We start from the raw sequence: 15,351 nt of genomic DNA, 5'->3' as shown, positions 1-15,351 counted from the left end.
AGTGCGACCGCATTATCACAATTTGTCAAAGCTGATCAAAAATGGCTAAAGTTGCGTTATTCTATCAGCTTTTGCAAACGCATTAACAGCCTGATACATGACACGGGATAAAAAAGCCGTTAGACTACCCGTAACTTTTTAACAACCAACTTTTAACCACCACTTGACAGCATCATTTAAGGCGCTGCAATCAAAAAGGAATATCCCATGGTAGACATGCCACCAGTAGTAGAACTTGACACCAATATGGGTGCGATCGTTATCGAACTCAACGAAGAAAAAGCACCAAAGACCGTAGAAAACTTTTTGAACTACGTAAAATCTGGTCAATATGACGGTACGATTTTCCATCGCATTATTGATGGTTTCATGATTCAAGGCGGCGGAATGGACGCTGAGATGAATGAAAAACCAACCAACGCGCCTATCGAAAATGAAGCGGATAATGGTTTGAAAAACGACAAAGGTACTATCGCCATGGCGCGTACCCAAGATCCACATTCAGCAACTAGCCAATTCTTCATCAACGTAAAAGACAATGATTTCCTAAACCACTCTGGCAAAAATATGCAAGGTTGGGGTTACACTGTATTTGGTAAAGTCACCAGCGGTATGGATGTGATCGAAAAAATGAAAGGCGTTCCAACTGGTCGTTTCGGCATGCATGCTGATGTGCCAAAAGAGCCAGTTGTTATCAACTCAGCAACCATCATTACTCAGTAATAGTCATTCAATAGCAGCTAGTCAGTAGTAGTTACTTAGCGATAGCTGTGAATGAGCGAGCATTTTCTAGTAGAACTTACTAAGTAATGCTCGCCATACGATAAGTCACGAGGATCAAGATAAATGCAACGTTTTAATCATTTAATCACGACCCGCCCTCATCAAGTGCGGCAAGTATTGATTAGCGATTTGCATTTATCGCCTCAAGAGCCTGCCTTAGTGCAGGCTTTTTTGGCGCTGCTCGATGACTGTCTTGCTCTGCCCGCGCTCAAACGCCTCTTTATATTGGGCGACTGGTTTGAGGTATGGCTGGGTGATGATATGTATTTATCCCTATTAAAAGGAAAAAGGTCAGAAGACGAGCAGATGGCGCATTGGCTAACCCCATTGATTGCAAAGCTAAAACAGCTACGTATCAATGGCTGTGAAATATTAGTCATGCACGGCAACCGTGATTTTTTGTTAGGACAGCCGTTTTGCAATCTGTTCGGTGGTGAGCTGATAAGCGAGCCGTATACTTTGACTGTTGGTCAGCAGAATTATCGTTTAGAGCACGGTGACGCACTCTGTATCGATGATAAGAAATATCAACTCTTTCGCAAAATTATGCGTAATCGTCTGACTCAGTGGTATCTGCTTAATAAGTCGTTAGAGAAACGCTTAGCCATCGCAGACAACATGCGCAAAAAAAGCCAGCAGAACAATGCTACTAAAGCGGCTTATATCATGGATGTGAATGATGAGGCCGTACGTCAGGCCATTACTGACAGCGATGCTTTATTGCACGGACATACGCATCGTCCAGATATTCATCAGGCGACTGCTGATAAAAAGCGCTACGTGCTTGGTGATTGGCGCTTGCTAGATAAAGACACTCGCCAGCCGAAAGTAAGCGCTGTGATTGGTGCAGTGACAGATGACCAGCATTTAGATGACCGTTTGAATAGTAACAATTTAAGCAGTAATGATACTGAGTTTGAGTTATATGAGTTTGAATGTCTTATTCGCTAAAATGCGTTTAATGGCGCTTTAAACTTAATGGCGTTTTAAACAATGCATCTTAAAAAATATCTCTTCAGTTCAAAAAGGGTCTGTTGATAGTTCAACAGACCCTTTTTACGTTTACTACAATCTTGAACTGCTTATCGCTCGCTATCTAATCCATCAATTTAAAGAAATGCTGACGATAATGCTTTAGCTCACGAATAGAGTCGCGAATATCATCCAATGCTAAATGACTGCCCCCTTTTTCAAAGTTCTTTAGAATGTCAGGACGCCAGCGGAAACACAGCTCTTTAATTGACGATACATCAAGGTTACGATAATGAAAGAAGCGCTCAAGCTCTGGCATTTGGCGCGCCATAAAGCGGCGATCTTGACAGATAGAGTTGCCGCACATTGGCGATTTACCACTATCGACCCATTTACTCAGAAACTTGATGGTTTCAGCTTCCGCTTCCGCCAATGTCACCGTGCTACGACGCACACGGTCGACCAATCCTGACTGACCATGTTGCTTGGTATTCCAGTCATCCATCTTATTTAAGACTTGATCCGATACCTTGATCGCAAACACAGGCCCTTCAGCAAGCACATTCAAATCTTCGTCAGTCACGACAGTGGCAATTTCGATAATCTCATCGTTTAAGGTATCAAGTCCGGTCATTTCTAAATCAATCCACACCAGCCCTTTTTTGCCTTGATTTTTGATTTTAATCTTATTGGGATGGTCACCGGTAGTCATACAGTATCCTATGGTCATTAAATGTTGGTACAGTTTAAAAAAACGTATTACACGTGAATATCTCTGATCAGAAGCTATTATAATAAAAGGATTGATTCGGAGCATCTAAAAACAGCTCTCATATTACAAAACCCCTGTCTGACGCAGACGCTTTAGGCTGTATGTTAGCAAATTTTCACGCTACACTTAGCAATATTTTTATAATAGGTTAAAACCCATGGCATTAATCCGGCAACGCAAACTGACCAAACAACAGATTCGTCGCATCGACAAGCAGCAATTGTTAAGTCAAGACAGCATCGATGACAGCTTGATGGATGGCGTGGTCATGGCGCATTACGGTAAGCAATTAGAAGTACAAGTCACAAGCCTACCTGCGGTGATACCTGAGCAGCCAGAGATTGCCCCTGATGATCCAGAGCCATTTTGGCAAACGCTTGAGCTCGGCGATATTTGGCGCTGCCATGTACGCACTAACTTGCCTATGCTTGCGGCAGGTGACCAAGTGCGCTGGAGTGCCGACTCCAACACAGGCTTTGGGCGTATTGAAGCCGTCAAACCGCGTACCTCATTGGTCTCTCGCCCTGACCGTTATCATAAGCTCAAACCTGTTGCCGCCAATGTTGATATTCTGGCCATCGTCTTTGCGCCATTGCCTGCCGCCGCTCCTACTTTGATCGATCGCTATCTGGTCGTCTGCCATCACGCGGGCGTCAAACCACTGCTCGTCCTTAACAAAGCCGATCTGTTGGCACAAGAAAACGGCGTCGATACGAGTGAATTATTGGCACAGTATGCCGCACTTGGTTATGAAAGTGTTCTGACCTCAGTCGATTGCCCCGAAAATATCGCCGAAAGCGACGAGCAAGAAGGTCTCGATGAGCTAAAACGCTACATAGACAAAAAGCTGGTCATTTTTGCAGGGCAGTCTGGTGTTGGCAAAAGCAGCCTTATTAACGCCCTACTTCCCGAGTCTGGTCAAAGCGTCAATATCATCTCGCAAAACTCTAAGCTTGGTCAGCATACGACAACGACAAGCCGATTGTTACCATTTAACCCCGAGGATTTGACGCAAGGCGGCATCGTTGATACACCAGGTATCCGTGAGTATGGCATTTGGCACCTCACACCTGACGATATCATCTCAGGCTTTATTGAGCTGGCACCACTAGCTGGCAGTTGCCAATTCCGTGACTGTCGTCACACCCATAACAGCAAAGGCTGCGCGCTGTGGCAAGCCGTGGCTGACGGTACCGTATTACAGCGCCGCGTTGAAAATCTCGTGACGCTACGAGAGGAAGCTGATACTAAGCCTTATTAAGCCCAATTAACGTCATTTCAAAGGCAAAATGATAGATTGATTATTGACCGTGTCATCGCCCGTTTACTATAGATGGCCTTATCGGTATAATAGCGCCTTGTTCACTATCATTGGGCTGGCTTCTCAGCTCAATAGAACACCTATTTTTTTGGAGGTATGGTTTGGATCGTGCGCTGGAATTTGTGGGCAACCACCCGTTTTTATTTGGTATATTAGCCGTACTTGCTATCCTGTTTTTTACCATTGAAAACAAACGTAGCGGTAGAAAAATATCGCCCAACACCCTTGGCATGATGGTCAACTCTCAGAACGCGCAGCTGATCGATATTCGCGCCAAGAAGAAGTTTGAATCGGGTTATATTCAAGGCAGCCGCAACATACCGTTCACTGATCTCAAAGAGCGCTTAGCAGAGATTCGTGCGATTGAGCAGCCAGTGATTATTATCTGCGATATGGGTGTGCAAGCAGGCGCTGCGATTCAGATGATTGGTAAAGACAGTGTCTATCGTTTAGAGGGCGGTATTGGCGGCTGGCAATGCGCTGGTATGCCATTGGTTGGTGTAAAAGACGCTAAATCAAAAAACAAAGCTAAGACCAAGCCTAGTTTAAGCAAATAGTAGATTGGCTAAAATATAGCTTCTGACTAAAAAAAGCATCTGATTAACGATAGCAAAATAAAAAGACACCTTAGCAATAGGTGTCTTTTTTTATATCCTGTTTATACTGCTACTGAGGGTTTTAAACTAAGACGGCTTGAATTTGTCATGCTCATCCCCACTTTAGTATGAGCAGAATCGAATACATTTGCCTTTACTCATTGATAACAGATTCTATCAATACTTAGACTATGATAATTTATCAGGCTGTCTATAATAAGTTTGTTATCTCATAAATTTATAAATAAGGATTTACCATGACTGTATCTGTTAAAGTTTATACGACCCCTATCTGCCCATACTGCTCAAATGCAAAGCAGCTACTAAAAACCAAAGGCGTTGATTACGAAGAAATCAGCATGCATGACATGAGTAGTGAAGATCGTCAAGCGCTGATGAAAAAAACCAATAACTATCGCACTGTGCCACAAATTTTCGTTGGTGAAACCTTTGTCGGCGGCTTTGATGAGCTGAATCAAATGAACCAGCAAGGCAAACTTGACGAGCTATTAGCGGGTTAATCTGCTACCTTGCTTTACTGTCTGTCTTTATTGATTTGAAGATGGACAGTGGCAGACTCAAAAGCCATAGTGAGACGTAACCATAAAAAACATCGAGATTTGATCTTGGTTTATATTACAATGCTTTTTTAAGATCGTAGTTTGCCCCATTATTTGATTTAATTTTAGAGGATTTATCATGGCTGAAGAACAAGCACAACCACAATTGGCACTAGAGCGTATCTATGTAAAAGATATGTCACTTGAAGTACCAGGCGCAAGCGTATTCACCAAAGAGTGGAACCCAGAGCTTGATATCAATTTGTCTAGCAATGCTGAAAAATTAGATGACGATCATTACCAAATCGTCCTAACCGTTAGCGTCACGGCAAAAAATGCTGAAGAAGCGGCATTTATCGCTGAAGTACATCAAGCAGGTATCTTCTTGTTAAAAGACATCCCAGAAGATCAAATCGGTCAAATCTTGGGTGCATACTGCCCTAACGTGCTGTTCCCATATGCCCGTGAAGTCATCAGCGACATCGTGACGCGTGGTAGCTTCCCGCAGCTATTGCTTGCACCTGTGAACTTTGACCAAGCTTATGCACAAAGCCAGCAGCAAGCACAAGTTGATGCTCAAGGTAATGCTTAAGCGCTAACCAAAAATATATGAGCTCTACGAGTCGTATATTTGATAAAAGGCCGTTTACTCATAATGAGTAAGCGGTTTTTTTGTGGGTGATTTTCAATCATGAGTCAGCAATATGCTGAATGCTTTTTATAGAAGATAAAATTATCCAATATATAAATATTAGCCATAAAAAAGACCCTGCTATTAAACAGGGTCTTCAACGACCACATCGACTGGTTAAATTAATTAGCTAAAATCGAACATTAGCCTTTTAACGCAGACAAAATCTGCTGCTTAACCTCTTCGATATCTTGCGTGCCATCAAACTTATCGTAGTTTGGTGAATCTGCGCCTTCGGCGGCTTTTTCTTGATAAAAACCAACCAATGCAGATGTTTGCTCATGGTAAGTCGACAGACGGTCGCGAATGGTCGCTTCTTGATCATCTTCGCGCTGGATAAGTGCTTCGCCCGTTACGTCATCGATGCCCTCAACCTTTGGTGGGTTGTGCTGCACGTGATATACACGGCCTGAACCTGGATGCTGACGACGACCAGACAGACGATTAACGATCTCATCATCGGGCACACTAATCTCTACCACGTGATCGATGGCAACATCAGCATCGGCAAGGGCTTGCGCTTGAGGAATAGTGCGTGGAAAACCATCAAAAATACACCCGTTGGCACAGTCAGGCTTTGCAATACGCTCTTTTACGAGATTGATAATGAGGTCATCAGAAACCAGACCACCAGCATTCATGATATCTTTGGCTTTTTTGCCAAGCTCGCTGCCTTCTTTGATAGCAGCACGTAGCATATCACCCGTCGATATCTGCGGAATATCATATTCCTGAGAAATAAACTGGGCTTGAGTACCTTTACCGGCGCCTGGTGGACCTAGCAAAATAATACGCATCATTACACGACTCTCCTGAATTCAATGGGATTTTGAGATTACTACAACTTAGGGATTAATTGATTGCCAAGACACCTTACCTTGTGACCTGACAAACCTCAAGTTTTTTTCTAATTAGGGTCATAAGTTGCCATGACTTATCTTTCCATATAACACTGTTAAGCCTTTTGTGGTCAACAGCATTTATATGAAAAATACTCACAATAACCAACCCTAATACTAGGGGATTTGTTGATTGATTTCTACATTGGCCTGATTTTGGTCGGCACGAATCACAACAGGATTACCTGATAAATCTCCTGACTCTGCGATAGCTGTGCCGCTGTGACTAATGCGCGCAATGACAGCCAACTCAACCTTATCAGAACGGGCTGATCTTAGCGTACGCTCTGGCATCATCGCATCAAGATCGCTTAGGCTAATAGTAGCCTCGCCCTGCTTAATCGCACTAATTGGCAAACGCTTGGCAGCAAATGGCGGGCCACCATTCACATCACGAATCGCCACAAACAGCACGTCATCGGCTTTGACCAATGGCAGTAGGCTTGAATTAATCTTGACGGTCACCTCAATGCCCTCAGACGCTTGTTGCTGCTGCATGGTCACATTGGCACTGAGCTCATCTAGACTGGATAGCGCCTGCGTATGATCGCCTGGTTTGGCAGAAATACTGTCACGCAAGCGTTTGATCCAGCCTTGTGCTTGATCAAAGTTATTTGCTCGCGCCTCACCCATTGCCATGAGCATTTGCGCGCCTTCATGCTCAGGATTTGTGGCCAATACATTTTCTAATACTCGGCGACTATTTTCGTCTAGCTGCCCCTTATTAGCAAAGAAATTAATCTGCGCGTAAGTAATCGCAATCTCTTCATTATCAGGTGACAAACGATAAGCACGTGATAAGGCCTCTAGTGCTGAATCGGTCGCCTCTAATGATAAGAACAACTCTGATAGGCGCATCCAACGATTGTAATCGTACGCATGGCGATAGACATTGGTCTGCATGGCACTAATCAGCTGATTGCCATCTTCAATCGCCCACGCAGGTGGTTGATCGATCTTACCAGTCAATAAGTCATCCGCCACTTGACCAACTTTGTCTTCGCTTGCCCAAAGCTCAAAAACAGGCGTGCGATCCCCGACCATCAAGTACGCCATGGCAGTCAGCACAGGTACCCAAAAGACAATGATCAATCGGCTTTTGATACCAGGGGTCACCATCGGTGTCACTTCACGCTGAGCATCCAAAAGCTGACGTTCAAGCTCAAGCTTTTGGTTTTGATAGTGATGTTCATCAATGATACCACTGTCTTTATCTGTTTTCAGCTCTGCTAAGCGCTCACGAAATACGGCAACGTTGATACCTAATAGCTGATTGTCCAAAGGCTTACTATGCGTACGCGGCGCTTTTAACCATGGTTTTATGGCGATAACTGCAAGTAGCAAAGCGGTCAGTAAGCTCAGCGCAATAAATAAGCCAACCGTAGAGAATATCATCATTTTTTGTCTCCAAGGTTTGTAATATCGTGAACGTCTTTATTATCAGCACGTGACAATAAGCGCTCAAGCTCCGCTTTTTCGGCAACAGATAGCGCCTCAGCGGTATTATCTGCTGTCATGCCGCTTGCACCACTGGCAACAAGCTGACGTCGTTTACTTTGCCAAAACCAACCTACTAACAAGATGATGAGCAATAATGGTGGGAAAAACCATAAGATCCACGTTGAAGGACGCACTGGTGGCTTATAGCTGATAAAGTCGCCATAACGTTCCTGCATATAGGCGCGAATCTCACCATCGCTACGACCATCTTTGACCAAATCGTAGGTTTTTTGCTTTAAGTCTTGGGCAATTGGGGCGTCAGAGCCTGCTAGGTTTTGGTTCTGGCATTTTGGACAGCGCAGCTCTTCGATAAGACCACGATACTGGGCTTCTTGCTGTACAGAGTCAAAATCATAGACGTCGATAGCAGCAAAACTGGCCATACTGAATAGACAAGCGATAAGCAAGCTTGCTAACTTTATCGTAACGGATTTCATGTGACAGGCTATCATTGACACGCCTCCTCAACCTGACTTGGCTCTAAACTGACGCCATTATTATTGGCATCATTAAGCACCATCAAGCAAGGCGCAATACGGCTTTGCCAGTTGCTCTCATTGACCTCACCGATAATATGCTGACGAATAATCCCTTCACCATCGACGACAAAAGTCTCAGGCGCGCCAGTCAGTCCCAAATCTAAAGCAAACTGCCCTGATAAATCCTGAATAGACATCGAAAACGGGTCGCCGCCTTTATTCAAATATCCTAAGGCATCCCCAATATCATCTTTATAGTTGACACCTACCAAATTGACACCGCGCTCCTCCAATTTCATTAAGAAAGGATGCTCGATGATGCAAGTAGGACACCATGATCCCCAGATATTCATCAAGAACGGCTCATCAGGCAGGTTATCATTGGTCATGATACGACTGGTATCGGATAACAATGGCAGCTCAAAAGCGGGTACTGGACGCTCAAGTGCTGTGTTCGTCACGATATCGGTCGGTTTGCCCAAGCGCATATACAGCATAGCAACCAGACCAATAAAAATCACCAGCGGAATCAAAAAACCTAATTTAAGCGACTTTTTGCGTTTGGTATTCTTATTGCTTTGCTGAGTCTGTTTATCAGGTGTGTTATTTGAGGTCGTCATGTTACTGATCCCCTGTCTTGATAGCTTGCGATTCCAAATCTGCCACCGTAGCAAAGCCTGATTTTTTGGCAGCGATTTGCGCAGGTGTTCTGGTTTTCTTAATACGGTAACGATTGTCTAGCATACTGAGCAATGCACCAAACGCCATAATAAGCGCACCTAGCCATATCCAGCGAATGAGCGGTTTGACATAGATACGAAATGCCCATTCGTTGCTGTCCTCAGCAATTGGCTCACCAAGTGCGACATACACATCACGCATAAGACTGGCATCAATCGCCGCCTCGGTCATTGGCATCATACTGATAATATAGTTACGCTTTTCAGGATGTAGCGTCGTCACCGTTTGACCGTTTTTACTGACCGTAACCTCGGCTTGTGTGGCGTCAAAGTTACTGCCTTTTACTTCGCTAAAACCTTTTACGGTAAAATCATACCCTTGGACATTGACACTATCATTTGGTCCCAGCGCCACGTCACGCTCAATACTGAGCGTACTGGTAAAGGCCACCCCAATAACTGCAACGATGACCCCAATATGGGCGATTTGTTGACCCCAATAGCTCAAACGCAGCTGACGTAATCCGTTTAATCGACTCGGTGCATTTTTGGTTTTGTCTCTAAAGTCGACAACCATCCATAATAGCACCCAGAAACTCACTGCCAACGTGACGCCAATATTTAGCATCGCTGATGGACTCGTAAAATAGGCAATAATCGCCGCCAACACCAGACTGCTCACAGCGATAACCATGCCAGCACCCAATAGTGGGCGGCTATCTTGTTTCCAGCGTATATTAGAGCCCATACCCATCGCGATGAGCAGCAACCATGTCAATGGCACAAATAGCGCATTGAAGTATGGAGGGCCAACTGATACCTGACCTAAGTTAAAGGAGTCGGCAATAATAGGATATAGCGTGCCAAGCAATACCACCAAAGTCGAAATCAAAATAATGACGTTATTGATCACCAAGAATGATTCGCGTGAGATCAGTCGATATTGACTCTCAACCGTCAAACGCCAACCACGCACTGCAAACATCAGCAGACCACCGCCGATAATGACGCCTAGAATGGCTAGAATAACGAGACCACGCGTCGGGTCAGCAGCAAATGAATGGACTGAAGTGATCACCCCTGAACGTACAAGGAATGTGCCTAGCAAACTAAGTGCAAAGGCAAAAATTGCCAGCATGATGGTCCACGCTTTGAACACACCGCGCTTTTCAGTGACCGCAAGTGAGTGTAGCAATGCCGTACCTGCCAGCCATGGCATCAGCGAGGCGTTCTCTACTGGATCCCAAAACCACCAGCCGCCCCAGCCAAGCTCATAATAAGCCCACCATGAGCCAAGTGCGATACCAACCGTCAAGAAACCCCAAGCAGCTAGCGCCCACGGACGCGACCAGCGTGTCCACACCGCATCCAAACGCCCTTCCCACAACGCCGCCATGCAAAAAGCAAAAGGCACGACCATACCCACATAACCCATGTAGAGCATCGGCGGATGAATAATCAAACCAAAATCTTGCAAGACAGGGTTTAGATCCGCGCCATCAACTGGCAAATTGGGCAAGGTACGATCAAATGGCGATGAGGTAAAGATCAGCATCGCTAGCATCATCATCTGTACGCCTGCCAATATCACAAGGACACGCGCACGCATGGACAGCGGTAATCCGCGGCTAAAATAAGACACCAGCGCACACCAAGTGGCCATAATGGTCATCCACAGTAGCAATGACCCTTCATGCCCGCCCCACGTTGCAGACAGCTTGTAATACCAAGGCAGCAACGTATTGGAATGCTGAGTGACGTAGACGAGACTAAAGTCGTTGTAATAAAAGCCTGCCATCAGTGCAGCAAATGATGTGACCATGGCCGCAAATTGCGCCCATGCAAGACTTGGTGCTAGACGTTGCCAAGCGACGTGATCGCGCATGACACCAATGGTTGGTAGTACCACCTGCAAAATCGCCAGTATAAAAGCGGCCAGCAAGGCAAAATAACCCAATTCTGTGATTAACATACGGTCTAACCTTGTTTACCTTGGATACCACTAAGGGTTCACCGATGGCATTGTAAGCCACTGGCAAACGCTAAATAGTCCTTTATGCGGTCATAGTTTACGGTTAAAAACTGAGGTTTCGATAGCTATAGAAGCACCTAAAACCCGCTACTATCATTGTGACGTATCAATCTGAATGGTTGATACAAAATGCTTAATTGTGGTTTATTTTATATTCTTTTATTTGTACAAACTTTATTAGATATTGTTGCTTGTTACCATTTAAAAATACTTATCACTGTTTTATTACTCAAGATATCAGTATTACTGCATCGAAGGAAAGAACACCAGCACAAGATGCAGCCACCCTGCCAAAAATCCAGTCAGACCACCCAAGATAATCAGCGTCATCTCATCCTCACGAAAAGCAGGACGCAGCAAATTCTGAAACTCACTGGGCGTCAGCGCCCTTATTCTATCGCGAAACAGACCAAAAATCTTACTGGCGCGACTCTCATTTAGCTCAGGATCTCGCAGTGGCACCATAGTCGCCACAATCGACTTATCAATAATAGTGTTTTTGAGCTGTCCATAATCGCGGCGACCCAGCCCCACACGCAATGTCGTACTAATAACTGGTGACTCAAGCACCGTATATAGATGCGACTTCATCAGCTCACGAGTTTGCGCTGAGCGATCACCATACATCATCTCATTCATGATGTTCTCAAGGGTAACCAAATCTTTTACCACAATCTCAGCAAAAACTTCAGACACTTCCTCTTGGCGCTTCATAAAGCCACCTTGCAGACGATACCTTGCGATATGAGGCATGACTGGCTTGATAAAAGGAAAGCGACCCTGTACCGCAAAAAGCTTCAAATAAGGGATAAAATGCGGCTCTATTGGATTAAATACCATCCAAATGGCAATCCAATTGGTCAAAAATCCCCAAATCGCAGCAAAAAATGGCACCGTCCAATGCTGCGGCACCACTAAAAATATAAACATTTGGATAATACCAAACACCAAGCCAATCAAAGCACTGATGTGCCAGATAAAATTGATCTCTTTTTGCCCAACCTTCAAGAACATATTGACCATCAGACGACGATCGTTCTCCATCGTATTGACGATCATCTTGCGCATATCGACCAGATCTTCGACATGATACGTCAAATCTGTCACCAGCGACTGCATAATACTAGGCAGCTCTTTATGGGCTTGGGCATAGACACGGCGCTTTAGGGCATAAGGCAGGTTACCCCATAATGCGGGTGAATGATCCAGCATAATCTCATCAATCAACGGCTCAAGATTTTTGTCCACCGTATCAGTGACAAATAGCGCCATTTGCTCTGGTTCCATCGCTTGAAAAAATTCATCTAATGAACCGAGCTTTGACAATGTCTGATCAACGATAACCCCTGATATTTTGCCTGCCTTGCGTGGGACGATACCTTGCCAGCCGATACCTGGTAACCCAAAAAATGGAAAATTTGGAATACGAATACCCCAAAACTTAATGGGATAAAACAGCATCTTGAGCGCCATCCATACATGCACCCACGTAACAAATGCCGTCACTGGTGGAATAGTTAGCATGGCAAAAAACTCTGGGTGTTCAGCGATCGTCTGCCACAATGAATTTACGTCCATGACTTCTCTAGTTCCTGACAGGTTGATTGTCGTTGCTAATATTGTCGTTACCGATAACAAGCCATTAGCAAAATTAGAACGTTTCAAAAAGACGCTCTGCCCATAATAACTGCTATAAATAAATCGCCTGATTTTAGCATACTTGCCATTTATTAGCACATGTAGACCTTTGGCAAGTTGTGACTAAAGATGACACATTTCATGCCCTGCATCTGATAATAAAGGGATTAATATGGCTCATCGCTTATATAGCGTATGGTCACAACAAAATAAGTGGCTGAGTACTGCGCCTTCTCATTTGTTCTGTTATAATTTGTAGTCAAACGATAGACACCATCTACGTACAAATCAATGCGCGTTGATTTTAGATCATATAGCGCTATGTGATTGAAATCCTTTGTATTATCCTTTAGACTCACCGCACTTTAGTTAACTAACCTGCCCTTTTACCTCTTTATTACTGACTCACTGACCGATTGGGCTCTGATTTTCTATGAATAAACCGCTAACTCCCAATACCGAACAGGTCAACAGTACCTTTACCAACCGTATTATTATCTTTGGAATTTTAATATTGCTGGGTTTGGGTGGTTTGATAACCCGTTATGGTTATTTGCAAGTCTACGCCCATGATAAGTACACCACGCAGGCAGACAATAACCGCATTAAGCTCATATCTGCACCGCCTAGCCGCGGTTATATTTATGATCGTAACGGGATAATTTTGGCGGATAACCAGCCAGTCTTTACTGCGATGTTGAGTCCTGACGAGATTGACAACCCTGAGCGCACCTTAAACTTGTTAGCCCCTATCTTTGATCTGACAGAAGAAGACATCACAGATATTTTGGCGCGCTTGAGCAAAAACAAAAACGACCCTGTGACCATCAAAATCGACTTAACAGAGGCACAGCTGGCTCAGTTTAGTGAGCGTAAGCCGTTCTTTCGCGGTGTTTCTATCCAAAGTAAGCTGACGCGTGATTATCCTTATGATGAGCTATTTGCTCATGTGATCGGTTACGTTGGTCGTATTAACGATAAAGAGTCTAAGCGTATTGATAAGGACCGCTATGCAGGTACTGATCTGATCGGTAAGATTGGTATTGAAGACTATTACGAAGATATTTTGCTTGGGCAGCCCGGTTATCAATCGGTAGAAACAGATGCTCACGGCAATATTTTGCGGCAATTAGATACCAAACCGCCTACCTCTGGTAACGATATCACGTTGAGCTTAGATTATGGGCTGCAGAAAATCGCCCAACAACAGCTAGATGGACGCCGCGGTGCAATCGTCGCAATAGATCCCAAAAACGGCGACGTGCTGGCCTTTGTCAGTAACCCAAGCTATGACCCAAATCCTTTCATATCAGGTATCTCTTTCAAAGACTATGATGCGCTGCGGGAAGACCTTGATCAGCCGCTATATAATCGTGCGCTCCAAGGGACCTATCCACCTGGCTCGACCATCAAACCATTTGAGGGTTTAGGCGGTATTCACTACGGCTTGCGAGATTGGAACAGTACTATTTATGATCCTGGCTATTTTAGTTTACCAGGAGACAGCCATCGTTTCCGTGACTGGAAGCGCGGGGGTCATGGTACGGTTGATTTAAAGAAATCTATCCAAATGTCGGTTGATACTTACTATTATAAGCTGGCTTATGAGATGGGTATTCAGCGTCTACACGACTGGATGGTGCGCTTTGGTTTTGGTGATAAGACAGGCATTGATCTCCCTAATGAAAAATCAGGCATTATGCCATCACCGAAATGGAAAAAAGACACGTATGATAAAGACTGGCTACCGGGTGAAACCATCTCTGTCAGTATTGGACAAGGCTATTTCTTGGCAACGCCACTACAGATTGCCAACGCCACAGCCATGACCGCAAATAAAGGAAATCATATTACCCCGCATTTGCTAAAAAGCAGCGACGGCGCGGCAGAGGTAAAAGTGATCACTAAACCAGATGGCAAAATTGAATACAACGGTAAGCCTTCTGACTGGCTACGTATGCATGCTGCGATGGAAAGCGTGGTAGAAAACGGCACAGGTCGCGGCATCTATACCCCGCGTTATCGTATCGCTGGCAAAACCGGCACCGCACAGGTCAAGTCTATTGCTCAAGGCAAACGCTATGATAAATCGGCAATCGATAAGCGTCATTGGGATCATGCGTGGTTCAATGGCTTTGCGCCCGTAGAAGATCCACAGATTGCACTTGCCGTATTGGTCGAAAACGGTGGCGGTGGTAGTACGACTGCCGCGCCTATTGGCCGTGCTCTATTTGACTACTGGATGCTACAACGCAAAACTGATCCGATATTGCCGCCGTCCGCTGATGAGCTAAAAATCATCAAGCGCCAAAAGGCTTTTGAAAAAGCCATGAAAGACGCATTGCGTGAAAAAGAGGCAAAGGCGTTAGCAGAACAGGAAGCAGCAGAAGCAGAGGCGCAAACAGCAGCAGCCACCTCTGAATAGCGA

General features: G+C 44.7%; 14 protein-coding genes. 7 read left to right on the top strand and 7 right to left on the bottom strand.

Going from position 1 to position 15,351, the window contains the following annotated elements; all coding sequences use genetic code 11:
* Positions 1–207: 207 nt before the first annotated feature.
* On the top strand, positions 208–723 hold the full coding sequence (locus BTW00_RS11795) for a peptidylprolyl isomerase (RefSeq protein WP_058025915.1): 516 nt from the start codon (positions 208–210) through the stop codon (positions 721–723).
* A 123-nt stretch (positions 724–846) separates the two neighbouring features.
* Complete coding sequence (locus BTW00_RS11790; protein WP_075107564.1) at positions 847–1,734, top strand: UDP-2,3-diacylglucosamine diphosphatase; 888 nt, start codon at positions 847–849, stop codon at positions 1,732–1,734.
* A 145-nt stretch (positions 1,735–1,879) separates the two neighbouring features.
* On the opposite strand, the gene orn is transcribed toward BTW00_RS11790, so the two are convergent.
* Positions 1,880–2,467 carry an oligoribonuclease gene (gene orn / locus BTW00_RS11785; RefSeq protein WP_075107563.1) on the bottom strand — a complete coding sequence of 196 codons (588 nt, stop codon included), beginning with the start codon at positions 2,465–2,467 and terminating at the stop codon, positions 1,880–1,882.
* A 217-nt stretch (positions 2,468–2,684) separates the two neighbouring features.
* Here orn and rsgA point away from each other — a divergent pair, with 217 nt between their 5' ends.
* The 4 genes from rsgA (at position 2,685) to secB (ending at position 5,596) form a co-directional block, all read left to right on the top strand.
* The gene (gene rsgA / locus BTW00_RS11780; protein ID WP_075107562.1) at positions 2,685–3,788 is read left to right on the top strand and encodes a ribosome small subunit-dependent GTPase A; all 1,104 of its coding nucleotides are present in this window, start codon (positions 2,685–2,687) and stop codon (positions 3,786–3,788) included.
* 161 nt (positions 3,789–3,949) lie between these two features.
* Positions 3,950–4,405, top strand: coding sequence for a rhodanese-like domain-containing protein (locus tag BTW00_RS11775; protein WP_075107561.1), 456 nt, complete (start codon positions 3,950–3,952; stop codon positions 4,403–4,405).
* Between the two features lie 296 nt (positions 4,406–4,701).
* Complete coding sequence (gene grxC, locus BTW00_RS11770; RefSeq protein WP_058025920.1) at positions 4,702–4,965, top strand: glutaredoxin 3; 264 nt, start codon at positions 4,702–4,704, stop codon at positions 4,963–4,965.
* Positions 4,966–5,143: 178 nt separating this feature from the next.
* Positions 5,144–5,596: a protein-export chaperone SecB gene (secB, locus tag BTW00_RS11765; protein WP_058025921.1), complete on the top strand. Its 453-nt coding sequence runs from the start codon at positions 5,144–5,146 to the stop codon at positions 5,594–5,596.
* A gap of 242 nt (positions 5,597–5,838) precedes the next feature.
* Here the strand turns inward: secB and adk are convergent, their stop codons facing one another.
* From adk to BTW00_RS11735, 6 genes are all read right to left on the bottom strand, one after another.
* Positions 5,839–6,495: an adenylate kinase gene (gene adk / locus BTW00_RS11760; protein ID WP_071001977.1), complete on the bottom strand. Its 657-nt coding sequence runs from the start codon at positions 6,493–6,495 to the stop codon at positions 5,839–5,841.
* Between the two features lie 216 nt (positions 6,496–6,711).
* Positions 6,712–7,992: a c-type cytochrome biogenesis protein CcmI gene (gene ccmI, locus BTW00_RS11755; protein ID WP_075107560.1), complete on the bottom strand. Its 1,281-nt coding sequence runs from the start codon at positions 7,990–7,992 to the stop codon at positions 6,712–6,714.
* Positions 7,989–8,477 carry a cytochrome c-type biogenesis protein gene (locus BTW00_RS11750; protein WP_371915074.1) on the bottom strand — a complete coding sequence of 163 codons (489 nt, stop codon included), beginning with the start codon at positions 8,475–8,477 and terminating at the stop codon, positions 7,989–7,991. Before BTW00_RS11750 ends, ccmI begins: the two co-directional genes overlap by 4 nt.
* Before the next feature lie 65 nt (positions 8,478–8,542).
* Entirely contained in the window at positions 8,543–9,193 is a 651-nt protein-coding gene (locus BTW00_RS11745) for a DsbE family thiol:disulfide interchange protein (RefSeq protein WP_083603644.1), read from the bottom strand.
* A 1-nt stretch (position 9,194) separates the two neighbouring features.
* A complete protein-coding gene (locus BTW00_RS11740; RefSeq protein ID WP_075107559.1) occupies positions 9,195–11,225 on the bottom strand; it encodes a heme lyase CcmF/NrfE family subunit in 2,031 nt (676 codons plus the stop codon).
* A gap of 303 nt (positions 11,226–11,528) precedes the next feature.
* The gene (locus BTW00_RS11735) at positions 11,529–12,863 is read right to left on the bottom strand and encodes a hypothetical protein (protein ID WP_075107558.1); all 1,335 of its coding nucleotides are present in this window, start codon (positions 12,861–12,863) and stop codon (positions 11,529–11,531) included.
* 493 nt (positions 12,864–13,356) lie between these two features.
* Between BTW00_RS11735 and mrdA the strand changes: the two genes are divergently transcribed.
* The gene (gene mrdA, locus BTW00_RS11730; protein ID WP_075107557.1) at positions 13,357–15,348 is read left to right on the top strand and encodes a penicillin-binding protein 2; all 1,992 of its coding nucleotides are present in this window, start codon (positions 13,357–13,359) and stop codon (positions 15,346–15,348) included.
* The last annotated feature ends 3 nt before the right edge of the window (positions 15,349–15,351 follow it).

Origin of the sequence: Psychrobacter sp. C 20.9 (genome assembly GCF_001921765.1) — a bacterium.
GTDB lineage: Bacteria > Pseudomonadota > Gammaproteobacteria > Pseudomonadales > Moraxellaceae > Psychrobacter > Psychrobacter piscatorii_B.
Note: the sequence above shows the minus strand (reverse complement) of the source record. Positions and strands in the feature narration are given on the sequence as shown.